We start from the raw sequence: 21,871 nt of genomic DNA, 5'->3' as shown, positions 1-21,871 counted from the left end.
CGCTGCCTTTACGCGCGCCTAACGGCATGCTTTATCATGACGATGATCAAAACCCTCCGCACGGCACCGCGCCGCTTCGCCTCTCTTCTCCTCCTGTCCAGCGCCCTTCTGCCCGCAACGGCATCGGCGCAAAAGGAAACATTCAGCGTCATTTTCGGCGCGAAGAATGTCGGCCATGTGAAGACCGATACGACAAAGGCGCCAAACGGCAGCGCCACTACCGCGATAGATTTCGATTACAAGAACAACGGTCGCGGGCCGACCATGGCCGAAACCCTGACGACGGACGCGAACGGCCTCCCCACCGACTGGACGATCAAAGGCGCGACGACCTTCGGCAGCAAGGTCGATGAACGCTTCACTCTGAAGGGCAAGTCCGCGCAATGGGTCGATTCGACCGGTCCCGGCAAAGCAACCGTCAAGGAACCCAGCCTTTATGTCGGCCAAAGCGCCAGTCCCTGGGCGCTCGGCGTCTATGCCCGCGCGCTTCTCAAGGACGCAGACGGCAAGCTGCCCGCGCTACCCGGCGGCACGCTTACGCTCACAAAGGGCGCTGGCCTGACGGTCGATGGCAAGGGCGGCCCCGTGCAGGTCACTACCTACACGCTGTCGGGCATCGATCTGACGCCAACTTATATGCTGCTGGACGGCGACAATGCGCTGTTCGCGTTCATGACCCCCGAATTCGTCATTCTGCGTGCCGGTTACGAGAAGGAAGAGGCGCGGCTGCGTGACATCGCAGAAAAGCTGTCGACCGAACGCTATGTCGACATCCAGAAAACCACTGCGCATGATTATGGCGCCCCCGTCCGCATCCGCAACGTCCGCCTGTTCGATCCCAAGACCGGTACGCTGACCGAAGCCAAGTCAGTGCTCATATCGGGCAACCGCATCGCCGCTGTCGAGCCGCTCGACAGTCCTGCGACGCCTGGCGAAGTCGCCATCGACGGCGCGGGCGGCACTTTGGTCCCCGGCATGTACGAAATGCACGGTCACATCGGGCAGGACGACGCGCTGCTCAATCTGGCGGCAGGCATCACTACGGTCCGCGACATGGGCAATGACGATGCCGTGCTCGACACGCTGATCAAGCGGATCGACAGCGGCACCATCGGCGGCCCCCGCATCGTGCGCAGCGGTTTCATCGAAGGCAAAAGCCCCTACAGCGCCAACAATGGCAAGGTCGTTGCGAGCGAGGCCGAAGCCATCGACGCCGTCCGCTGGTACGCCGCGCGCGGTTTCTGGCAGATCAAGATCTACAACAGCATGAACCCAGCATGGGTGCCGGCAATGGTCGCCGAAGCCCATCGCCTCGGCTTGCGCGTGTCAGGCCATGTCCCGGCTTTCTCGACCGCCGACGCGATGATGGCCGCGGGCTATGACGAGATGACGCACATCAACCAGTTCATGCTGGGCTGGGTGCTGAAGGATGGCGAAGATACCCGCCAGCTTCTGCGTCTGACAGCGCTCAAGCGGCTCCCCGCACTCGATCTAAACAGCGGGCCGGTCCAGAAAACGATCAACACGCTGATCGACAAGAAGATTGCCATCGATCCCACCGTCGGCATCCACGAAGCCCTGACCCAGAACCGCGACGGCCAGATTCCGCCCGGTGCCGCCGATTACATCTCCAATATGCCCGTGGGTACGCAACGCGGTATGAAGCAAGCCTGGATCGACACCTCTGCCCCCGGCGATGACAAAGCCTATCGCGCGGCCTTCGATCAAATCATCGCAACGCTCAAGATCCTGAACGATCGCGGGGCGTTCATTGTACCCGGCACCGACACCGGCGGCGCGCTCACTTATCATCGCGAGCTGGAACTCTATCAGAAATTCGGGATGACCCCGGCGCAGATCCTGTCGCGCGCCACGCTCGATATGGCGCGCTACATGGGTCAGGATCAGTCGCTCGGCTCCATCGAACGCGGCAAGCTGGCGGACTTCTTCATGATCGCGGGCGATCCGGTAAAGGACATCAAGGCCATCAAGAGCATCCGCATGGTCGTGAAGAACGGCACCGTCTTCTACCCCAGCGAAATCTACGACTATTTCGGGATCAAGCCTTTCGCCGATGCACCCAAAGTGAAGCTGCCGAAATAATCCTGCGCCGCTGGTGGCGGCGCGATAGCATCCCCATATTGGCGACATGGCGACGCTGACAGTCTGGTTCGATGGGCAATGCCCGCTGTGTCGCCGCGAAATCGCGCTGATGCAGCGGCTGGACAAGCGCGGGTCGATAGACTTCGTAGATGTTGCGGCAGAAGCGACGGATTGCCCTATCGACCGCGACGCGCTGCTGGCCCGCTTTCACGCGCAGGAGGATGGCGTGATGCTATCGGGCGCTGCGGCGTTCGCAGCCATGTGGCGCGCCATTCCCGTACTTCGCCCGCTCGGACTCCTCGCCCGCAACCGCTTCACCCTCGCCGCGCTGGAACGCCTCTACCGCCAGTTCCTGAAGATACGCCCGAAATTGCAACGTCTCGCGCGCCGCGCCGCCTAGCTGATCTTGCGCGCCAGTTCCTTGTTGATACCCAGCGCCACCAGCGTGGCCAGCGCACCCGACAACAGGTAACCGCCCGCCGCCAGCAACCCATAGCTGCTCGCCAGCCACAACGCCGCCAAAGGCGCAAAGCCTGCACCGAACAGCCACGCCAGATCGGATGTCAGCGCCGCGCCGGTATAGCGATGGCTCGTCGGGAAATTGGAATTCACCGCGCCCGAAGACTGACCGAACGACAGACCAAGCAAGATAAACCCGCCGACCATGAAGACAACTTCACCGGCAGAACCGCCATCCAGCAATTGTGGCGCGAAACCGCTGAACACGGCAATCGCAGCAGCCGTCACGCCCAACAGATAGCGCCGCCCGACACGGTCCGCGATCAGGCCCGACGCAATCACCGCCAGAATGCCGAACACCGCACCGATGATCTCGATCACCATGAAGCGCGCGGGGCTTTCCTTGGTATACAGGAACACCCAGGACAGCGGGAACACAGTGACCATATGGAACAGGGCAAAGCTGGCCAGCGGCGCGAACGCCCCGATGACGATGTTGCGCCCTTCGCTGCGTACCGTTTCGATGACTGGCGCAGGCTGCAACTCGCGGCTTTCGAACAGTTCGGCATAATCGGGCGTCGATACGATGCGCAGCCGCGCAAACAGCGCCACGACGTTGATCGCGAACGCCACGAAAAACGGATAGCGCCATCCCCAGTCGAGAAAATCTTCCGCCGACAGCGCACTGACCAGAAACGCGAACAGCGCGCTCGCGACGATCAGGCCCAGCGGCGCCCCAAGCTGGGGGATCATGGCGTACCAGCCGCGCTTGCCCTCCGGTACGTTCAGCGCCAGCAACGAAGCCAGCCCATCCCATGCACCGCCCAGCGCCACACCCTGCCCCAGCCGGAACAGCGCCAGCAACAAGGCGGACCCCACGCCGAACACTGCATAGCTTGGCAGGAACGCCACCGCCGCTGTCGATCCGCCCAGCAGGAACAGCGCAATGGTAAGCTTCACCCCGCGCCCATATTCGCGGTCCACCCACATGAAGATCAACGTACCGACGGGCCGCGCGATGAACGCCAGCGCAAAGATCGCAAAGGAATAGAATGTCCCCGTCAGCCTGTCGACATAGGGAAACACCAGCGCCGGAAACACCAGCACCGAAGCGATGGCATAGACGAAGAAGTCGAAAAATTCCGATGTGCGCCCGATCACCACGCCAATGGCGATTTCGCCCGGGGCTATCGTACCGTCGTTGATGGCGCGCGCATCGCGCTCGATCTCACGCGAACCGAGGTTCGGGCTGCGGGTAGAGGACGTAGGGGCACTTCCGGCTGTCATCGAAGGCAATGCTCGCTGATCTGTCACCCCCATATGATCTAGGCGGGCAACAAGGAGGATATTATTGAGGTTGCACCCACTTTAGCATGTTTGCACCTGCGAAGGGATGGGACAAAATGTCCAATGTCATGCGGGAAGGCAGAGGCCTAGGAGGCTGCAATGCGCACATCGCTCTCATTTGCCGGCCCTTTCTCCCGCCCGCATCGTGTTTTTCTGGCCCTGCCGTTACTGGCGCTGCTTGGCGCATGTGACGCGGTTGTCCTCAGCCCCTCCGGCGATGTTGCGATGCAGCAACGCGATCTGGTGCTGATTTCGACTGGACTGATGCTGCTCATCATCCTGCCCGTCATGGCACTGACCGTTCTTTTCGCATGGCGGTATCGCGCCGCGAACAAGGAAGCGCGGTATGAGCCGGACTGGGATCACTCGACGCAGCTCGAACTCATCATCTGGGCCGCGCCGCTGCTGATCATCATCTGCCTCGGCGCGCTGACTTGGGTGGGGACGCATATCCTCGACCCATATCGCCCCCTTGGTCGCCTCGATGCGAGTCGCCCCACCCAAGTCCTCGGCAAACCGCTGGAGGTGCAGGTCGTCGCGCTCGACTGGAAATGGCTGTTCTTCTATCCCGAATATGGCATCGCGACGGTCAATGAACTGGCCGCACCGGTGGATCGCCCGATCATGTTCCGTATCACCTCGTCATCGGTCATGAACTCCTTCTACATCCCTGCGCTCGCTGGACAGATTTACGCGATGCCGGGCATGGAAACGAAACTCCACGCCGTCATCAACAAGCCGGGCGATTATGCAGGCTTCTCCGCCAATTACAGCGGCGCGGGCTTCTCCGGTATGCGCTTCCGCTTCCACGGCCTTTCGAACGCCGATTTCGGCAAGTGGGTGTCGGGCGTAAAGTCCGGTAAATCCGCACTGGACCGCGCCGCCTATCTCAAGCTGGAACAACCCAGCGAGAATGTCCCCGTTCAGCGCTTCGCCAGTGTCGAAGCAGGGCTGTATGATGCGGCACTCAATATGTGCGTCGAACCGGGCAAGATGTGCATGAACGAAATGATGCATATCGATGCCAAGGGCGGGCTGGGCATGGCCGCCGTCCACAATGTTCGCCCACTCGCTTATGACAAATATGCGCGCCGTGGCTCGGTACTCGGCACCAATGCGGGTTACGTCGCCGCGCTCTGTACGCCGGGCGACGCAAAGGCGATGCTGGCGGCGAAACATGACCGCCCCGTTCCGCTCCCCGATCCCGGGGGCCTGATTGGCGCAGGCCTTTCGCGTCCTGCGCTTCTCTCCTCCGCGTCCACCGACGCTGCAAAGAACCTCTAAATGGTCACCCCGATGGAAACCCCGAATCCCGCCGACTTCGTGGCCGTCAGCCCGATTTTCGGACGCTTCACGATCGAAGCGCTGCCGCTGCACGAACCCATCGTCGTCGCGACCTTCGTCGTGGTCGCGCTGGGCGGCGGCGCGCTGCTGGCGGCACTCACTTATTTCAAGGTCTGGGGCTATCTCTGGAAGGAGTGGTTCACCAGCGTCGACCACAAGAAAATCGGGCTCATGTACATGATCCTGGGCCTCGTCATGCTGCTGCGCGGCTTTGCCGATGCGATCATGATGCGCTTGCAGCAGGCAATGGCCTTCAACGGCTCCGAAGGCTATCTGAACGCCCATCATTACGACCAGATTTTTACAGCGCACGGCGTCATCATGATCTTCTTCGTGGCAATGCCGCTGGTGACGGGCCTAATGAACTACATCGTCCCGCTGCAGATCGGCGCGCGCGACGTATCCTTCCCGTTCCTCAATAATTTCAGCTTCTGGATGACGACCGCAGGTGCCATCATCGTCATGATGTCGCTGTTCGTCGGCGAATTTGCGACGACCGGCTGGCTCGCTTATCCGCCGCTGTCGGGCATCGGTTACAGCCCCGGCGTCGGCGTGGATTATTACATCTGGGGGCTGCAGGTGGCGGGCGTCGGCACAACGCTGTCGGGCATCAACCTGATCGCGACCATCGTAAAGATGCGCGCGCCGGGCATGGGCATGATGAAGATGCCGGTGTTCACCTGGACCTCGCTCTGCACCAACATCCTGATCGTCGCGTCCTTCCCCGTGCTGACTGCCGTCCTCGCACTGCTGACGCTCGATCGCTATGTCGGCACCAACTTCTTCACCAACGACTTCGGCGGCAACCCGATGATGTATGTGAACCTCATCTGGATCTGGGGTCACCCGGAAGTTTACATCCTCATCCTGCCGCTGTTCGGCGTGTTTTCCGAAGTCACTTCGACTTTCTCCGGCAAGCGCCTCTTCGGCTACACCTCGATGGTCTATGCGTCGGTGGTCATCACCATCCTGGCTTATGTCGTGTGGCTCCACCACTTCTTCACGATGGGATCGGGCGCCAGCGTCAACAGCTTCTTCGGCATCACGACGATGGTCATTTCCATCCCGACAGGCGCGAAGATCTTCAACTGGCTCTTCACCATGTACCGCGGACGCATCCGCTTCGAATTGCCGATGATGTGGACGATTGCCTTCATGCTGACCTTCGTGATCGGCGGGATGACCGGCGTGCTGCTCGCAGTGCCGCCTGCCGATTTCGTGCTGCACAACTCGCTGTTCCTCATTGCGCATTTCCACAACGTCATCATCGGCGGCGTGTTGTTCGGCCTGTTCGCCGGTATCAACTACTGGGCGCCCAAGGCGCTGGGCTTCCGGCTAGATCCCGTCTGGGGCAAGCGGTCCTTCTGGCTGTGGGTCATCGGCTTCTGGGTCGCGTTCATGCCGCTCTATATCCTCGGCCTGATGGGCGTAACCCGCCGCCTGCGCGTGTTCGACGATCCCTCGCTTCAGATCTGGTTCCAGATTGCAGCATTGGGCGCGTTCATGATCGCCGGTGGCATCGCCTGCATGCTCATACAGTTCTACGTCAGCTTCCGCAATCGCGAGGCGCTGCGCGACACCAGCGGCGATCCGTGGGAAGGCCGGACCCTCGAATGGTCCACCTCCTCACCGCCGCCGGAATACAACTTCGCATTTACGCCGGTCGTGCATGACAATGACGCATGGTCGGACATGAAGGCGCGCGGCTACGCCCGTCCGCTCGACGGCTATCGCCCGATCCACATGCCCAGCAACACCGGCACCGGCGTTGTCATCTCTGCTTTGAGCGTCGTCTTCGGCGCGGCGATGGTCTGGTATGTCTGGTGGCTGGCGGGGCTCAGCTTCATTGCGATCCTCGCCACCGCGATCGGCCACACGTTCATTTACAAGCGCGACTATCACATCCCGGTCCCAGACGTGGAACGCACCGAAGCCGCGCGGACCCAACTGCTCACGGCGGAGGCACGCTAATGTCCAGCCGCACCCTCGCCGTCGATCCGAACGAACCGGTCGAATTCTACCTCCGCGAAGAGCATGACCATCCCGAAGGGTCCAGCACCATGCTGGGCTTCTGGATCTACCTGATGAGCGATTGCCTCATCTTCGCGATCCTCTTCGCCTGCTACGGCGTGCTCGGTTCCAACTACGCCGCCGGCCCCGCCCCGCGCGACCTGTTCGACTTGCCGCTGGTCGCACTCAACACCGCAATGCTGCTGTTCTCATCCATCACCTATGGCTTCGCCATGCTGGCGATGGAGGACAAGAAAGTCGGACAGACGCAGATGTGGCTGGCGATCACCGGCCTTTTCGGCCTCGCCTTCCTCAGCATCGAACTCTACGAATTCAGCCACATGATCCACGAAGGCGCCACGCCGCAGCGCAGCGCGTTCCTGTCGTCCTTCTTCACGCTGGTCGGCACCCACGGCATCCACGTCACCTTCGGTCTGATCTGGCTGGTGACGCTGATGGTACAGGTGGCGAAACGCGGTCTGATCGCTGCCAACACGCGTCGACTTATGTGCCTGTCGATGTTCTGGCATTTCCTCGACGTCATCTGGATCGGCGTCTTCACCTTTGTCTATCTGATGGGAATGCTGCGATGAGCACCGACACCCATGTCGACCATGACGATATCGTCGAGGCCCACGGCACCCGCAAAGGCTATCTGATCGGCTTCGCGCTGTCGGTCGTCCTGACCGCGATTCCCTTCGCGCTGGTGATGACCGGCACCCTGCCGCAGCAAGTGACGGCTTATGCCATCATGATCTTCGCCGCGGTGCAGATCGTGGTCCACATGATCTACTTCCTCCACATGACCGGCAAGTCGGAGGGCGGCTGGACGATCATGGCGCTGATCTTCACCGTCGTAATGATCGGTATCGCGTTCAGCGGGACGCTGTGGGTCATGTATCACCTCAGCACCAACATGATGCCGATGTCACCGTCCGACATGCGCCAGATCCCGTGACGCGCCCGCGCCGACCGGCCTGGGCGCTCGGCGCGCTGGCCGTGCTGGCGCTGGCGCTGTTCGTCGGACTGGTGGCGCTCGGTACATGGCAGGTGCAGCGCCGCGCCTGGAAACATACCCTGATCGCGCAAGTCGATGCGCGGGTACATGCTCAGCCGACTGCCGCGCCCGGACCGGCAGCATGGCCAACCGTCACCGCAGAAAAAGACGCCTACCGCCGGGTGACGGTGCGCGGCACCTACCTCAATACACGCGAGACCTATGTGCAGGCCACCACGGCACTGGGTGGTGGATATTGGGTACTGACCCCGCTGCGCACCGACCACGGCCACACCATCCTCATCAACCGCGGCTTCGTCCCCCCCGAAAAGCGCACTCGCCACAGCCGGATCGAAGGCGTCACCGCCGTAACCGGCCTCCTGCGCATCACCGAACCCGGCGGCGGCTTCCTGCGCCGCAACGATCCGGCGGCGGACCGCTGGTACTCCCGCGACACAGCCGCCATCGCCGCGACCCAAGGCCTACCGAACGTCGCCCCCTATTTCATCGACGCCGATGCAACGAAAGCGCCCGACGCCCCAGTCGGCGGCCTCACCGTCATCGCTTTCCCCGATAACCACCTCGTCTATGCGCTCACATGGTATGGCCTCGCCTTGATGGTGCTGGGCGGCGCCTATATTGTCGGGCGGGAGGAATGGCGTATCCGCGCCAAGGGGTCTAAACCAGCCGAATGACCGGCACCCAGCCCAACCCTATTGCCAAACGCCTAAGTCGCTTGTCCGGCGTCGCCTCGCGCGCATCGCCCGATGCGGCGGGGCATCGCAACATGGTGCAGCTTGTCCAGCTCCGCTGGCTGGCCGTGGCGGGACAACTCGCGACGATCCTCGCCGTGCATTTCGGCATGGGCGTGCGCCTTCCGCTGGTGCCGATGCTCGCGCTGCTGCTCGCCCTCGCCGCGCTCAACATCGTCAGCATGGGCGTCCTGCGCAAAAGGCGCGGGATCGCCAATGCGGAACTGTTCGCTGCGCTGCTCCTCGATGTGGCGGCGCTTACGGTGCAACTCTTCCTGAGTGGCGGCGCAACCAACCCCTTCGTCTCCCTCTTTCTGCTACAGGTCGTGCTGGGATCGGTGCTGCTGGATCGCTGGTCGAGCTGGGTGATCGTCGGCGCGACCAGTCTCTGCTTTGCATTGCTGATGATCGTCTATCGCCCGCTTGAAGTGCCGCGTTTCTACACAGAAAATCTCTTCGGCTTGCATGTGCAGGGGATGTGGGTGTGCTTTGCGCTGATGGCCGTGCTGCTGGTGCTGTTCGTCACCCGAATCAGCGGCAACCTGCGCGCGCGCGACGCCTATCTGGCCGACATGCGACAGCAGGCAGTCGAGCAGGATCATATTGTGCGTATCGGCTTATTGGCCACCGGCGCCGCGCACGAACTCGGCACCCCCCTCTCGTCGCTCTCGGTAGCCCTCAACGATTGGCAGCATATGCCGCAAATCGCGAACACCCCCGACATGGTGCAGGAAATTGCCGAAATGCAGGCGGAGGTGCAAAGGTGCAAAGCCATCGTCACCGGCATCCTCCTGTCCGCCGGCGCCGCACGGGGCGAATCGTCGGTGGCGACGGGCCTTCACGCCTATTTCGATACGCTGGTCGCCGAATGGCTCGTCACACGGCCTTATGCCGATCTGCATTATGACAACCGCTTCGGCGACGATGTGGAGATCGTGTCCGACACCACGCTTAAGCAAGTCATCTGCAACTTGCTCGACAATGCCTCCGAAGCCTCGACCGGCTGCATCGCCCTCACGGTGGAACGGCAGGATGACACGCTGCGCCTCTCGGTCCGCGATACCGGCCCCGGTTTCCCGCAGGATATTCTCAGCAATATCGGCAAACCCTATTATTCGACCAAGAGCCGCCCCGGCGCAGGCCTCGGACTATTCCTCGTCGTCAACGTGATGCGCAAGCTGGGCGGCGACGTCACTGCGAAAAACCGGGGTCAGGGCGGCGCGGAAGTGATCGTTACACTCCCCCTCTCGGCACTGGCGCTTGCAGACGTGAAGGATGCTCATAATGCCGGATGATCGCCTTCTCGTCATTGTCGAGGATGACGAAGCCTTTGCGCGCACCCTGCGCCGGTCGTTCGAACGACGCGACTACACGGTGCTGACCGCCGCCGATCCTGACGCACTCACGACGCTGCTCGCGGACCATGATCCGGGCTACGCGGTGGTCGACCTGAAACTGGGGCAAGCGTCCGGCCTGCTGTGCGTGCGGGCGCTCCACGCCCATGACCCTGCGATGCTGATCGTCGTTCTCACCGGCTACGCCAGCATCGCTACGGCGGTCGAAGCGATCAAGCTGGGCGCCTGCCACTATCTCGCCAAGCCGTCGAACACCGACGACATAGAAGAGGCCTTCCGCAAGGCCACTGGCGAAAAGGCGGACGGCGATGTCGACGCGCCTCTCGATACGCGCCCGACGTCCATCAAGACGCTGGAATGGGAACGCATCCACCAGACGCTGGCGGAAGCCGGCTTCAACATTTCGGAAACCGCCCGTCGCTTGGGCATGCACCGCCGCACGCTGGCACGAAAACTGGAAAAGCGTCAGGTAAACTGACGGGCGGCGCGCCCCTTCAGTTCGCCACATTCCCCACCGCTGCGGCAGGCTCAGGCGCTTCAACCGCATTGTCGGCATTGCCCGCCGCACCGGCGGAACCAGTCTTGGGTTTCGCCCCTGCCTTCAGCGTATCCGGCCCGGTTTGCGGCCACGTCATCCGGCACTCACGCACCCACACATCGTAAATCGGATGCTGGACGACATTGCGTTCCGGCCGGTTCTTGAACAGCCAGCCGGAAAACTGCCGAAACCATTTCCCATTGCCGGGGCTGCGCACGTCCAGTTGTACGAACGCCCCCACTTCCGGGGTATTTTCCCACGGCGCGGTCTGTTCGCAGGCCCGCACCCGCACGACTGCGTCGCCCACACGCAATGCCATGCCCGGTTTCATCACCAGATCGCGTGTCTGGCCGTTGCGTTTGTTGAGCAAGCCGATCACGGCCACGCGCTCCGCCATCGGCGTACCGGGCAACGTGTCGCTCGCTTCGCGGCCCCGCGCGATCGCCGCGTTCTGCGCCGCGAGGCCCGCCGCCTTATCCTTGGGCGTATCGCGGCCGTCGCACGCCGCCAGCGCCAGCAGCATCGCCGCTCCGCATACCGCCTTGATAGAAACGCCTGTCATGCCATCGGGCCCTTTCGTGTCGGGCGATATAGGCGGGGAGCGCGCACACTGGCAAGCGACGCCACCCTCACGCCAGCACTTCCTCCAGAAAATCGGCCATCGCCTTGAAGCTGCGCCGATCCGCATCGGGCTGATAAGCCATGCCCCGCTCGGGCATCTTTGCATCGTGATCGGTAAAGGCGTGACCTGTTCGCCCATAAGCATGAATCTGCCAGTCGCAGCCTGCCTGCGTCAGCTCCTGCCCCAGCCCAACCATCGCTTCGGGCGGTGCAATCGGGTCGTCCCAGCCATGGCAGATCAGCAGCTTTGCCGTGATCGCGGCATTGGGAAAGGGTGGCGCGTCATAGACGCCATGAAAACTCACCCCACCCCGAATATCCGCGCCGCACCGCGCCAGATCGAGAACGCATTTCCCGCCGAAGCAATAACCGATTGCCGCAACCCGCGCGCCATCGACATCCGGCAATTCGCGCAACACCTCCAGCGACCGCAGCAACCGTGCCTTCAGCAAGGCGCGGTCGGCGTTCAATTCCGTCATATAGCGGCCCATATCGGGATCGGCACGACTCGTCCGCTTGCCCTGACCGTACACATCGGCGACCAGCACGACATAGCCCAGCGCCGCGACTTTCTCCGCCATCGCGAAATCGGCTTCCTTGGTGCCCAGCACATTGGGGATCAGCAGAATGCCCGGCTGCGCGCCCACAACATCGGCATCGCCTACCGCCATCGCTTCGAACAAGCCCCCCGGTCCTTCGTGGATTATGGTGGTGCGGGTGATCGCCATGACTGTCTCCTTCCTGTCGCAGTGCATTGCATGGCGGGATTTTGCCGCTAAGGAAAGCGCGTCCGCTGACCCTTTGGGAGATTTCAATGCCCACGCTCGTCCTCATCCGTCATGGCCAGTCGTCATGGAATCTGGAAAACCGCTTCACCGGCTGGTGGGATGTCGATGTGACCGAAAAAGGCGCAGGCGAAGCGCGCGCCGCCGGACAACTGATGAAAGCCAAGGGGCTCGATTTCGACACCTGCTTTACCTCGCTGCAAACCCGCGCGATCAAGACGCTCAACCTCGCGCTCGAAGAAATGGGTCGCCTGTGGTTGCCGGTGGAAAAGGACTGGCACCTCAATGAGCGCCATTATGGTGGCCTTACCGGTCTCGACAAGGCGGAGACAGCCGCCAAGCATGGCGCGGATCAGGTCCACATCTGGCGCCGCAGCTTCGACATTCCCCCGCCGCCGCTCGAAGCCGGCAGCGAATTCGACTTGTCGAAGGACCGCCGCTACGCCGGGATCGCCATCCCTTCGACCGAGAGCCTGAAAGACACCATCGCTCGCGTGCTCCCTTATTGGGAAAGCCGCATCGCGCCGGAGCTGAAGGCCGACAAGCGCGTCCTCATCTCCGCCCACGGCAATTCGCTCCGCGCGCTGGTCAAGCACCTGTCCGGCATTTCGGACGACGAGATCACCAGCCTGGAAATCCCCACCGGCCAGCCCATCGTCTACGAACTGGACAATGATCTGAACGCGCTGGATCGCTATTATCTGTCGGAGCGGTAAGCGCGTTCCCCGGCGAACGCCGGGGTCCAGAGCACCATGCGCTTCCCTGCGAACCCTGGCCTCCTGCTTTCGCAGGAGAACAGCGTATGTAGGTTGTCGACAATGCGCGAGCACCCGGTTAAGGCCCTCTCCTTCCGGGGCGCGTGCCTCGCATACAGGAAGCGATCATGGTGGATCAGGTTCAGGTCGGTATCATCATGGGCAGCCGGTCCGATTGGGACACGATGCGCCACGCCGCCGACACGCTGACCGCGCTCGGCATCGCCCATGAGTGCAAGGTCGTCTCGGCCCATCGCACCCCCGACCGCCTCTACGACTACGCCAAATCCGCTGCGGGCCGTGGGCTGAAAGCCATTATCGCGGGCGCAGGCGGCGCGGCGCATCTCCCAGGCATGGCCGCTGCAATGACGCGCCTGCCGGTACTGGGCGTGCCAGTCGAATCCAAGGCGCTGTCGGGCATGGACAGCCTGCTCTCCATCGTTCAGATGCCCGCCGGCATCCCCGTCGGCACGCTCGCCATCGGCAAGGCGGGCGCAACCAACGCCGCACTGCTTGCCGCCGCGATGCTCGCCACCACCGACGACGCGCTGGCCGCCCGCCTCGACGCCTGGCGCGAAAAGCAGACGGCATCGGTCGCCGAAACGCCGGTGGACGAAGCATGACGGCGATCCCGCCGGGGTCCATCATCGGCATATTGGGCGGCGGGCAACTGGGCCGGATGATCGCCATGGCCGCCGCGCAGCTTGGCTATCGCACCCATATCTACGCGCCTGAAACCAGCGGCCCCGCTGCCGACGTCTCGCCGCGCTGGACGCAGGCCAGCTATACCGATGCCGAGGCGCTCGCGCGTTTTGCCGACAGCGTCGATGTCGTCACTTATGAGTTCGAGAATATCGACACGGCTGCCGTCGATGTGCTGAGCGCCCACGGCCTTGTTCGCCCCGGCGTGGCAGCACTGCGTGTCGCGCAGGACCGCCTCGCCGAGAAGCGTTTCGTGAACAATCTGGGCGGCGTCACCGCGCCCTTTCTGGCGGTCGACAGCCTTGACGATCTCGACAGCGCCATCGACCGTATCGGCTGCCCCGCCATCCTCAAGACCAACCGCATGGGCTATGATGGCAAGGGGCAGGCGCGGATCCTGGTCCCCGGCGACAGCATCGGCGCATGGAACGCGATCCAGCGCGCATCGGCTATTCTGGAAGGCTTCGTAACCTTCGATCAGGAATTTTCCGTGCTGGCCGTGCGCGGCGCGACCGGCGAAATCCGGTTCTGGGACAGCCCCGCTAACGTCCATGTCGATGGCATCCTCGCCACCTCGACCGTCCCGGCAGGCGCGCTGATCGAAAGCCAGACCGAGGAAGCCCGCGCCCTCACCCGCCAGTTGCTCGAAGAACTCGATTATGTCGGCGTCCTCGCCGTCGAATTTTTCGCCTCGCCCGAGGGGCCGGTGTTCAACGAAATGGCTCCGCGCGTCCACAATAGCGGCCACTGGACCATCGAAGGCGCGCTCACCAGCCAGTTCGAAAATCACGTCCGTGCCATTTGCGGCCTGCCGCTGGGCGACACCGCGCTCGCCGCGAGCCGCGTGGACATGCGCAACCTGATCGCCGACCAGGCGGACGATTGGCCACAAATTCTTGCCGACCCTTCCAATCACCTCCATCTTTATGGCAAGGGCGAAGCACGAGCGGGCCGCAAGATGGGGCATGTGACCCGCCTGACCATTTGATCCCATAGAATTGTAGGGAAAGGGAGCGACCGACATGCCGACGACCCATCCCGAAATCGTCCTGATTCTCGCCCGCGCCGACAATGGCATCATCGGCCGCGACGGCGCGCTCCCCTGGCACCTCCCTGCCGATCTGCGCCATTTCAAGACACTGACGCAGGGTCGCCCGATGATCATGGGCCGCAAGACCTTCGACAGCCTGCCTGGCCTGCTGGAAGGGCGCCGCCACATCGTCCTCACCCGCGATCCCGACTGGTACGAGGATGGCGCGGAAGTCGTGCGCGATGTCGACGCTGCCATCCGGCTGGCCAATGCCCCGATCATTTCGGTCATCGGCGGTGCGGAGATATATCGCCTGTTCATGCCCGTCGCGGATCGCATCGAACTGACGCAGGTGCATGTCGATGCGGAAGGCGACACCCGCATGGCTGCGTTCGACTCCGCGATCTGGCGCGAGGTAGCGCGGGAAGACCACGCCGCGGAAAACGGACGCCCCGGATACAGTTTCGTGACATTGAGGCGCGTCTAATTCCCTCTCTCACCGGAAGAGAGCACACCCCCTCTCCAACTGCGGTAAGCCTTCTACAACTCCCAATTGCCCTTCGCGCCCCATCCCCCTATAGCCCGCCCCATGCAGCGGCTGGGTAGCGGCGAGGCAGTGCCGGCGGAACTTCGCGGGGCTATTGTCGCGCTGGGGAATTTTGACGGGTTTCATCTGGGTCATCAGGCCGTGATCGGTCGTGCCGTCGACTGGGCGCGCAGCGAGGGCCGCCCGGTCATCGTCGCCACTTTCGATCCGCACCCGATGCGCCTCTTCCACCCCGATGCGCCGCCTTTCCGGCTCACCAGCCTCGATCAGCGTGAACGGCTGTTCGCGCAGGCTGGCGCAGACGCGATGTTCGTCTTCCATTTTGATAAAGCTCTCGCTGCGCTGACACCTGAAGAATTCGTCCGCAACATGCTCCACGACCTTCTCCGCCCGGCGGGCGTCGTGACGGGCGAGGATTTCACCTTCGCCAAGGACAAGGCCGGGACAATCGCTCGCCTGGCCGAGATTGGCGCGCCGCTGGGCATCGCGGCACAAGCCGTCGGCGCGGTTTCCACGCCCGATGGCCAGCCCGTCTCGTCCAGCCGCATCCGCGCCGCGCTGCAATCGGGCGATTGCGCCACGGCCACCCGGCTTCTCACCCGCCCCTTCGCTATCGAAGGGATCGTCCAGCATGGCGACAAGGTCGGCCGCACCATCGGCTACCCCACGGCCAATCTCGACATGGGCAACTATCTGCGTCCCGCCTATGGCATCTATGCGGTGCGCGGTGTGCTGCCGGATGGCCGCGTGCTGGACGGTGCCGCCAATCTCGGCATCCGCCCCACCTTCGATCCGCCCAAGGAATTGCTCGAACCCTTCTTCCTCGATTTCTCCGAAAGCCTGTACGACCAATGCATCGAAGTGCAGTTGATCGAACGCCTCCGCGCGGAAGCCAAGTTCGACAGCCTCGACGCCCTCGTGGCGCAGATGGACAAGGATATCGCCCGCGCGCGGCAAATCCTTGCGGCTAGCCCCCGCGTCGCCTAAGCACCGCGCTAATCTGCTCCCATCAGTATAAGCGCACCCATGACCGATCAGCCCACCGCCCCAGACTACAAATCCACTGTCTTCTTGCCGCAGACCGACTTCCCGATGAAGGCCGGCCTTGCGCAGAAGGAACCCGCCATCGCCGCGCGCTGGGCGGAAATGGACCTGTACGGCAAACTGCGCGAAAAGCGCGCCGGGCGCGAACGCTTCATCCTCCACGACGGCCCGCCCTACGCCAATGGCGACATCCATATGGGCCACGCGATGAACAAGGTGCTGAAGGACATCATCGTCCGCAGCCAGACTCTGCTGGGCAAGGACGCGCCTTACGTCCCCGGCTGGGACTGCCACGGCCTGCCGATCGAATGGAAGATCGAGGAGGAATATCGCAAGAAGAAGCTGAACAAGGACGAAGTTCCCCCGCAGGAATTCCGCGCCGAATGCCGCGCCTATGCCGACAAATGGGTGGGCGTGCAGAAGGAACAGTTCAAGCGTCTGGGCGTGATGGGCGACTGGGACGATCCGTACCTCACCATGAAGTTCGAAGCCGAAGCCACCATCGTCGGCGAAATCCTGAAATTCGCGGAGTCGGGCCAGCTCTATCGTGGCGCAAAGCCAGTGATGTGGTCACCCGTGGAGAAGACCGCGCTGGCGGAAGCCGAGGTCGAATATGAGGATGTTGTTTCGACCCAGATCGACGTGGGTTTCGAGATTGTGGATGCGCCGAACGCGCCGGAACTGGTCGGCGCCTATGCGGTCATCTGGACGACGACGCCGTGGACGATCCCTGTCAATCAGGCCATCGCTTATGGGGAAGACATTGAATACCAACTCTATGAAATTGTTGCAGGCGGTTCCCCAGACAAGCTGGAAGAACTAGCAAGAGTCTATCCGCTCCATGGTCTTCGGGTACTAATTGCTGAAAATCTCCGCGTTGATTTTCAAAGCCGACTTCAGAGTGCCGCCAGAGCTGGCGAATGGGTCAAGTTTGGCGGTCGTGTCATAAACTTAACGGACGCCGAGTTGTCCGTGACGCCCCTTTTAACACGCGAGATCGGCTACGGAACTGAGGGAATAAAGATCAAAGGCTCGCAACTCGCCGGAGCCACTGCCCGCCACCCAATGGCCAACGCCCTCCGTCATCCCGGCGAAAGCCGGGATCCCGCTTCTTCTTCCGCCGCCCACGAAGGCAGCGGGACCCCGGATCAAGTCCGGGGTGACGAGAAGGCGAAACTCAGCTTTTTCGATCGCCCCCGCCCCTTCCTCCCCGCCGATCATGTCACCACCGACGCAGGCACCGGCCTCGTCCACATGGCGCCCGATCATGGCGAAGAGGATTTCCTCGTCTGCAAGGCGCATGGCATCGATCCTGTCTTCGCGGTGACCGGCGAAGGCAAATATCGCGACGACTGGCTGTGGCTGGGCGGGCAAGGCTCCGTCATCAACATGAAGTTCGTCAGCAAGGACGGCCCGATCTGCTCCGACCTGCGCGAAGCCGGTGCCCTCCTCGCCGCGTCGGACGACTTCAAGCACAGCTATCCGCATAGCTGGCGCAGCAAGGCACGCATCATCTACCGCTGCACCCCGCAATGGTTCATCCCGATGGATAAGGCGACGAGCGACGCGAATCTCCCCTCCCGCTTGCGGGAGGGGTCGGGGGAGGGCCTGTCCGCGAACGACAGTGCCGCGCTTACATCCCCTCCCCTAACCCCTCCCGCAAGCGGGAGGGGGACCAATGGCGCGACATTGAGAGACATCGCCCTCAACGCCATCGCCCAGACCCGCTGGGTGCCGGAACGCTCCACTAACCGCATCCGCACGATGGTCGAAGGCCGCCCGGACTGGGTCATCTCCCGCCAGCGCGCCTGGGGCGTACCGATTGCGCTCTACGTCCATCGCCAGAGCGGCGACTATCTGAACGACCCCGCCGTCAACGCCCGCATCATCGAAGCGTTCAAGGGCGCAGGTGCGGACGCATGGTTCGGCGCGGATCATCAGGCCTTGCTCGGCCCGGATTACGATCTGGCCGACTATGAGGTCGTGAACGACATTCTCGACGTGTGGTTCGACAGCGGTTCCACCCACAGCTTCGTGGTCGAGGCCCGCTACGGCAAGGGCGTGCGCGCAGACCTCTATCTCGAAGGGTCGGACCAGCATCGCGGCTGGTTCCAGTCCTCGCTCCTCGAATCGAGCGGCACGCGCGGCTGTGCGCCGTACAAGGCGGTGCTGACCCACGGCTTCGCGCTGGACGGACAGGGACGGAAGATGTCCAAGTCGCTCGGCAATGTCGTCGATCCGCTGAAAATCATGGGCGAGAGCGGCGCGGACATCCTGCGCGTCTGGGTGGCCTCGACCGATTATTTCGATGACGTGAAGATCGGCAAGGAAGTCCTCGCCGGGGCAAGCGACGCCTATCGCAAATTACGTAATACTTTCAGATACTTGCTTGGCGCTCTCTCCGACTTCACCGACGCCGAGCGGGTGCCGGTGAGCGCCATGCCGGAGCTGGAACGCTACATGCTCCACCGCCTCGCCATGTTGGATTCCGAACTTCACGGGGTCGTCGCTCTGGGCGATGATAGAGAAGTTTGGCCAAATGAACCCTGGCTGGAATTTAGCCGCTACACCCGCGCGCTGATGGACTTCGCGAACATCGATTTGTCCGCCTTCTTCTTCGACATCCGCAAGGACTGCCTCTACTGCGACGCGCCCACGGACATGAAGCGCCGCGCCTACCGCACTGTCCTCGACACCCTCTTCCACGCCCTCGCCCGCTACGCCGCGCCGATCATCCCCTTCACAGCGGAAGAAGTGTGGCAGAGCCGCTATCCCGATCCGGATGCCAGCGTGCACTTCCTTGAATGGCCGGAAGTCGAGAAAAGCTGGCGGGACGAAGCCCTCGGCAGCAAATGGGACGTCATCCGTTCATCCCGCGATCAGGTGAACGAAGCCATTGAACCGTTGCGCCGCGAAAAGGTTGTCCGCTCCAGTCTGGAAGCAACCGTTTCGATGGGCGTCGTGCCGGAAGCAGCGGGGATCGACTTTGCAGAGATCTGCATCGTGGCAAAGGTTGATATGGATGCAGGACAGGACGCCATCGCCGTGCAACCCTCCGACTGGCACAAATGCGGTCGTTGCTGGCGCCTGCTTCCCGAAGTCACAGAAGACGGCGCGCTATGCGACCGCTGCGACACGGTGCTGAACACATGACAAGCGCTCCCGTCCCCAACTACCGTCCGCTCGGCCTTGCCGTCGCTGCGCTGATCGTCCTCTTCGATCAGCTCATAAAATATATCGTCACCGTGCCGCTCGCACTCAAATCGCGCGCCGATATCGGGATCGAATTGCTCCCCATCTTCCGCCTGCGCTGGTTGGAGAACCGAGGCGTCTCGATGGGCTTCTTCCACGCGGACAATGAAACCGCGCGCTGGGCGCTGGTGGGCATGACCGCGCTGATCGCGTTGTTCGTCGCGATCTGGATGTGGCGCGAAAAGGCGCGCGACGATGTGCTCGCCCTCGGCCTCGTGCTGGGCGGTGCCATCGGCAACATCATCGACCGCAGCCGCTTTGGCTATGTCGTCGACTATGCCGACCTGCACTTCGGCGAGTGGCGGCCCTTCCTCATATTCAACCTAGCCGACGCCGCGATCACCATCGGCGTGCTGATCCTGCTTGCGCGAGCGCTGCTGCTGCGCGAGAAGGGCGCAAATACGGAGTCATGATGAAAATGCGTAAAATTGTTCTCGCCTGTGGCCTGATCGCCGGGATGTCGGCGCTGTCGGCATGCGGCTCGACTGGCCTGTTCAACCGCGAACGCCCCGATGAATTCGCGGTTTCGCGTCAGGCACCGCTGGTGATTCCGCCCGACTTCGCGCTCGTGCCTCCTGCGCCGGGCGCCGCTCCGGTGGCCACTGCGGATTCGACCCGTCAGGCGATGAACGCCATGTTCGGTGGCGCCGCCGCCCGCAGCAGCACGGAAACGTCGGCTCTCACCAGCGCCGGTCGCGGCAGCGCCGATCCCGGCATCCGCTCCTCGGTCGCCGATCCCGACACCAATGTCGTCGACAAGGGCGCAACCACCCGCGACATCATCGCCGCTCCCGAAGGTGACGGCCAGAACGCACGGGCTGCTACACCCAACTGATTGTGAGACGCGGCGTCAGCGCGCCGCGTCTTCACCATGCGCTGCGGCCAGCATATCCTCGACCGTCGTGAACTTTTCACGCGGCGCACCGTCCCGCGCCCGATCGCGTTCCGCCGCGTCGATCCGCTGCCAGTCGCTGAAATATACCGGCGCGACACCCCGTTCGTTCAGCAACGCATCCAGACCGCTATCGCCCGATCGGTCGGTAACCCCGGAGGCAAGGTCGGACGCAATACGCTCGACGATGTCATATCCATCAGGCCTGTTCGTGCCGATGGTCCCGGTGGGGCCGCGCCGCGCCCATCCAACGCAATACAGACCCGGCTCGATCCTGCCGTCCTGATTGGCGAAACGGCCATGATCGACATCGTAGGGGACGCCTTCGATAGGTGGGGTGCGGTATCCGATGCAGGATATGATCATATCGGCCTCGATTGCATACTGCTCTCCCGTACCCGCTAAATGGCCGTCCTCGTCGACCTGCGTCTGCTCGACAATCAGCCGCTCTACCTTCCCTTCGCCTTCCACCGCGACTGGCATCGCAAAGAAATCGAACGTTACGCGCATCGGCTTATTCACGGTGTCCCGACCGGCGAACGTTCGCAGCAACCCCACTGATTTGCGCAAGCCCGGTTCCAGTGCGGCGTCCTCCGCAACCGGGGGGAAATCGCTCGCCGAAACCTGCATGTCCGCGCGTTCCAGACGCTCCAGCTCCTCAAGCTCCTTGGGCGTCATTGCGATTTGATGCGGTCCCCGGCGTCCGATGATCGTAATGTGCGTTAAGGACGATTGCGCCAGCACATCCAGGGCATGCCGCGCAATGTCGCTTCCGGCAAACTCTTCAGGCGTTTTGGCAAGTATCCGGGCAACGTCCAGCGCCACATTGCCATTACCAAGTATCACGGCATGATCGCCATTCAGGGGCGGGCTGAGCGTTGCATGGTCCGGGTGGCCATTATACCAGCCGACAAATGCCGCACTGCCGATGACGCCAGGCAGATCGTCGCCCGGAACGTCCAGAGTGCGATCATTCGGCGCGCCTGTCGCGAGCACTACGGCATCGTATAGCGACAGCAATTCGGCAATCGACACGTCCTGCCCAATCGAGACATTGCCGATGAAGCGCACATTGTCGCCCAGCGATACCGCGTCATATCTCTGGGAAACGGCTTTGATCGATTGATGGTCGGGCGCAACGCCCGTTCGGATCAACCCGAACGGCACCGGCATGCGGTCGATGATATCGACCCGTGCATTCTCACCGAAGGTCTTGGTGCAAGCCTCGGCGGTGTAGTAGCCCGCTGGCCCCGATCCGACGATCGCGATGTGGCGCATACAGGTCTCCTCTCATGGTTTTGCCTATCCTAGCGCCGGATGGCCTCCGTGCAAAGCGCA

General features: G+C 62.6%; 21 protein-coding genes. 17 read left to right on the top strand and 4 right to left on the bottom strand.

The genetic code is table 11. The features are described 5' to 3' along the window. The first annotated feature begins 36 nt into the window (after positions 1–36). Complete coding sequence (locus LQ220_RS01470; RefSeq protein ID WP_230186505.1) at positions 37–2,103, top strand: amidohydrolase family protein; 2,067 nt, start codon at positions 37–39, stop codon at positions 2,101–2,103. Positions 2,104–2,149: 46 nt separating this feature from the next. Beyond that, positions 2,150–2,503, top strand: a complete 354-nt coding sequence (locus LQ220_RS01465; RefSeq protein WP_230186504.1) for a DUF393 domain-containing protein — start codon at positions 2,150–2,152, stop codon at positions 2,501–2,503. Here the strand turns inward: LQ220_RS01465 and LQ220_RS01460 are convergent. After that, positions 2,500–3,849: an MFS transporter gene (locus LQ220_RS01460; protein WP_230186503.1), complete on the bottom strand. Its 1,350-nt coding sequence runs from the start codon at positions 3,847–3,849 to the stop codon at positions 2,500–2,502. The two genes, LQ220_RS01465 and LQ220_RS01460, sit on opposite strands and share 4 nt — an antisense overlap. A 159-nt stretch (positions 3,850–4,008) precedes the next feature. Between LQ220_RS01460 and cyoA the strand changes: the two genes are divergently transcribed. The 7 genes from cyoA to LQ220_RS01425 all read left to right on the top strand — a co-directional run bounded on the left by cyoA (position 4,009) and on the right by LQ220_RS01425 (position 10,845). Then, positions 4,009–5,193, top strand: a complete 1,185-nt coding sequence (gene cyoA, locus LQ220_RS01455) for a ubiquinol oxidase subunit II (RefSeq protein WP_230186502.1) — start codon at positions 4,009–4,011, stop codon at positions 5,191–5,193. Continuing rightward, positions 5,194–7,224, top strand: coding sequence for a cytochrome o ubiquinol oxidase subunit I (cyoB, locus tag LQ220_RS01450; RefSeq protein WP_230186501.1), 2,031 nt, complete (start codon positions 5,194–5,196; stop codon positions 7,222–7,224). Then, positions 7,224–7,856: a cytochrome o ubiquinol oxidase subunit III gene (cyoC, locus tag LQ220_RS01445; RefSeq protein ID WP_230186500.1), complete on the top strand. Its 633-nt coding sequence runs from the start codon at positions 7,224–7,226 to the stop codon at positions 7,854–7,856. Before cyoB ends, cyoC begins: the two co-directional genes overlap by 1 nt. After that, entirely contained in the window at positions 7,853–8,221 is a 369-nt protein-coding gene (gene cyoD, locus LQ220_RS01440; RefSeq protein WP_230186499.1) for a cytochrome o ubiquinol oxidase subunit IV, read from the top strand. Before cyoC ends, cyoD begins: the two co-directional genes overlap by 4 nt. Further along, a complete protein-coding gene (locus tag LQ220_RS01435) occupies positions 8,218–8,955 on the top strand; it encodes an SURF1 family protein (RefSeq protein ID WP_230186498.1) in 738 nt (245 codons plus the stop codon). Before cyoD ends, LQ220_RS01435 begins: the two co-directional genes overlap by 4 nt. Positions 8,956–9,047: 92 nt before the next feature. Continuing rightward, complete coding sequence (locus LQ220_RS01430; RefSeq protein WP_230187224.1) at positions 9,048–10,307, top strand: ATP-binding protein; 1,260 nt, start codon at positions 9,048–9,050, stop codon at positions 10,305–10,307. Then, entirely contained in the window at positions 10,297–10,845 is a 549-nt protein-coding gene (locus LQ220_RS01425; RefSeq protein ID WP_230186497.1) for a response regulator transcription factor, read from the top strand. The genes LQ220_RS01430 and LQ220_RS01425 overlap by 11 nt, the downstream gene beginning before the upstream one ends. A 16-nt stretch (positions 10,846–10,861) precedes the next feature. On the opposite strand, the gene LQ220_RS01420 is transcribed toward LQ220_RS01425, so the two are convergent. Continuing rightward, positions 10,862–11,302 (bottom strand): DUF2155 domain-containing protein, encoded by a 441-nt coding sequence (locus LQ220_RS01420; RefSeq protein ID WP_230187223.1) that lies wholly within the window; start codon positions 11,300–11,302, stop codon positions 10,862–10,864. 232 nt (positions 11,303–11,534) lie between these two features. After that, on the bottom strand, positions 11,535–12,254 hold the full coding sequence (locus tag LQ220_RS01415; protein WP_230186496.1) for a dienelactone hydrolase family protein: 720 nt from the start codon (positions 12,252–12,254) through the stop codon (positions 11,535–11,537). A gap of 86 nt (positions 12,255–12,340) precedes the next feature. Between LQ220_RS01415 and gpmA the strand changes: the two genes are divergently transcribed. The 8 genes from gpmA (at position 12,341) to LQ220_RS01375 (ending at position 20,476) form a co-directional block, all read left to right on the top strand. Beyond that, a complete protein-coding gene (gene gpmA / locus LQ220_RS01410; RefSeq protein ID WP_230186495.1) occupies positions 12,341–13,027 on the top strand; it encodes a 2,3-diphosphoglycerate-dependent phosphoglycerate mutase in 687 nt (228 codons plus the stop codon). Positions 13,028–13,194: 167 nt separating this feature from the next. Further along, positions 13,195–13,689: a 5-(carboxyamino)imidazole ribonucleotide mutase gene (gene purE / locus LQ220_RS01405; RefSeq protein ID WP_230186494.1), complete on the top strand. Its 495-nt coding sequence runs from the start codon at positions 13,195–13,197 to the stop codon at positions 13,687–13,689. Continuing rightward, entirely contained in the window at positions 13,686–14,756 is a 1,071-nt protein-coding gene (locus LQ220_RS01400) for a 5-(carboxyamino)imidazole ribonucleotide synthase (RefSeq protein WP_230186493.1), read from the top strand. The genes purE and LQ220_RS01400 overlap by 4 nt, the downstream gene beginning before the upstream one ends. A 34-nt stretch (positions 14,757–14,790) precedes the next feature. After that, positions 14,791–15,285 carry a dihydrofolate reductase gene (locus LQ220_RS01395; RefSeq protein ID WP_230186492.1) on the top strand — a complete coding sequence of 165 codons (495 nt, stop codon included), beginning with the start codon at positions 14,791–14,793 and terminating at the stop codon, positions 15,283–15,285. 102 nt (positions 15,286–15,387) lie between these two features. Further along, positions 15,388–16,332, top strand: a complete 945-nt coding sequence (locus LQ220_RS01390; protein WP_230186491.1) for a bifunctional riboflavin kinase/FAD synthetase — start codon at positions 15,388–15,390, stop codon at positions 16,330–16,332. A gap of 39 nt (positions 16,333–16,371) precedes the next feature. Beyond that, positions 16,372–19,542: an isoleucine--tRNA ligase gene (locus LQ220_RS01385; protein ID WP_230186490.1), complete on the top strand. Its 3,171-nt coding sequence runs from the start codon at positions 16,372–16,374 to the stop codon at positions 19,540–19,542. Next, positions 19,539–20,054, top strand: a complete 516-nt coding sequence (lspA, locus tag LQ220_RS01380) for a signal peptidase II (protein ID WP_230186489.1) — start codon at positions 19,539–19,541, stop codon at positions 20,052–20,054. Before LQ220_RS01385 ends, lspA begins: the two co-directional genes overlap by 4 nt. A gap of 5 nt (positions 20,055–20,059) precedes the next feature. Next, positions 20,060–20,476, top strand: coding sequence for a DUF3035 domain-containing protein (locus LQ220_RS01375; RefSeq protein WP_230186488.1), 417 nt, complete (start codon positions 20,060–20,062; stop codon positions 20,474–20,476). A 15-nt stretch (positions 20,477–20,491) separates the two neighbouring features. Here LQ220_RS01375 and LQ220_RS01370 read toward each other — a convergent pair whose 3' ends face one another. Beyond that, complete coding sequence (locus LQ220_RS01370) at positions 20,492–21,811, bottom strand: FAD-dependent oxidoreductase (protein WP_230186487.1); 1,320 nt, start codon at positions 21,809–21,811, stop codon at positions 20,492–20,494. Between the last annotated feature and the right edge of the window lie 60 nt (positions 21,812–21,871).

Source organism: Sphingobium sp. CECT 9361, assembly GCF_918741285.1.
Taxonomy (GTDB): domain Bacteria; phylum Pseudomonadota; class Alphaproteobacteria; order Sphingomonadales; family Sphingomonadaceae; genus Sphingobium.
This window is presented reverse-complemented; position numbering and strand designations above follow the sequence as displayed.

Excerpts from the sequence above, each read along its gene's own strand:
- LQ220_RS01470 (WP_230186505.1), top strand. The coding sequence starts at position 37 with ATGACGATGATCAAAACCCTCCGCACGGCACCGCGCCGCTTCGCCTCT.
- LQ220_RS01465 (WP_230186504.1), top strand. The coding sequence starts at position 2,150 with ATGGCGACGCTGACAGTCTGGTTCGATGGGCAATGCCCGCTGTGTCGC.
- LQ220_RS01460 (WP_230186503.1), bottom strand. The coding sequence starts at position 3,849 with ATGACAGCCGGAAGTGCCCCTACGTCCTCTACCCGCAGCCCGAACCTC.
- cyoA (WP_230186502.1), top strand. The coding sequence starts at position 4,009 with ATGCGCACATCGCTCTCATTTGCCGGCCCTTTCTCCCGCCCGCATCGT.
- cyoB (WP_230186501.1), top strand. The coding sequence starts at position 5,194 with ATGGTCACCCCGATGGAAACCCCGAATCCCGCCGACTTCGTGGCCGTC.
- cyoC (WP_230186500.1), top strand. The coding sequence starts at position 7,224 with ATGTCCAGCCGCACCCTCGCCGTCGATCCGAACGAACCGGTCGAATTC.
- cyoD (WP_230186499.1), top strand. The coding sequence starts at position 7,853 with ATGAGCACCGACACCCATGTCGACCATGACGATATCGTCGAGGCCCAC.
- LQ220_RS01430 (WP_230187224.1), top strand. The coding sequence starts at position 9,048 with ATGGTGCAGCTTGTCCAGCTCCGCTGGCTGGCCGTGGCGGGACAACTC.
- LQ220_RS01425 (WP_230186497.1), top strand. The coding sequence starts at position 10,297 with ATGCCGGATGATCGCCTTCTCGTCATTGTCGAGGATGACGAAGCCTTT.
- LQ220_RS01420 (WP_230187223.1), bottom strand. The coding sequence starts at position 11,302 with ATGGCGGAGCGCGTGGCCGTGATCGGCTTGCTCAACAAACGCAACGGC.
- LQ220_RS01415 (WP_230186496.1), bottom strand. The coding sequence starts at position 12,254 with ATGGCGATCACCCGCACCACCATAATCCACGAAGGACCGGGGGGCTTG.
- gpmA (WP_230186495.1), top strand. The coding sequence starts at position 12,341 with ATGCCCACGCTCGTCCTCATCCGTCATGGCCAGTCGTCATGGAATCTG.
- purE (WP_230186494.1), top strand. The coding sequence starts at position 13,195 with ATGGTGGATCAGGTTCAGGTCGGTATCATCATGGGCAGCCGGTCCGAT.
- LQ220_RS01400 (WP_230186493.1), top strand. The coding sequence starts at position 13,686 with ATGACGGCGATCCCGCCGGGGTCCATCATCGGCATATTGGGCGGCGGG.
- LQ220_RS01395 (WP_230186492.1), top strand. The coding sequence starts at position 14,791 with ATGCCGACGACCCATCCCGAAATCGTCCTGATTCTCGCCCGCGCCGAC.
- LQ220_RS01390 (WP_230186491.1), top strand. The coding sequence starts at position 15,388 with ATGCAGCGGCTGGGTAGCGGCGAGGCAGTGCCGGCGGAACTTCGCGGG.
- LQ220_RS01385 (WP_230186490.1), top strand. The coding sequence starts at position 16,372 with ATGACCGATCAGCCCACCGCCCCAGACTACAAATCCACTGTCTTCTTG.
- lspA (WP_230186489.1), top strand. The coding sequence starts at position 19,539 with ATGACAAGCGCTCCCGTCCCCAACTACCGTCCGCTCGGCCTTGCCGTC.
- LQ220_RS01375 (WP_230186488.1), top strand. The coding sequence starts at position 20,060 with ATGCGTAAAATTGTTCTCGCCTGTGGCCTGATCGCCGGGATGTCGGCG.
- LQ220_RS01370 (WP_230186487.1), bottom strand. The coding sequence starts at position 21,811 with ATGCGCCACATCGCGATCGTCGGATCGGGGCCAGCGGGCTACTACACC.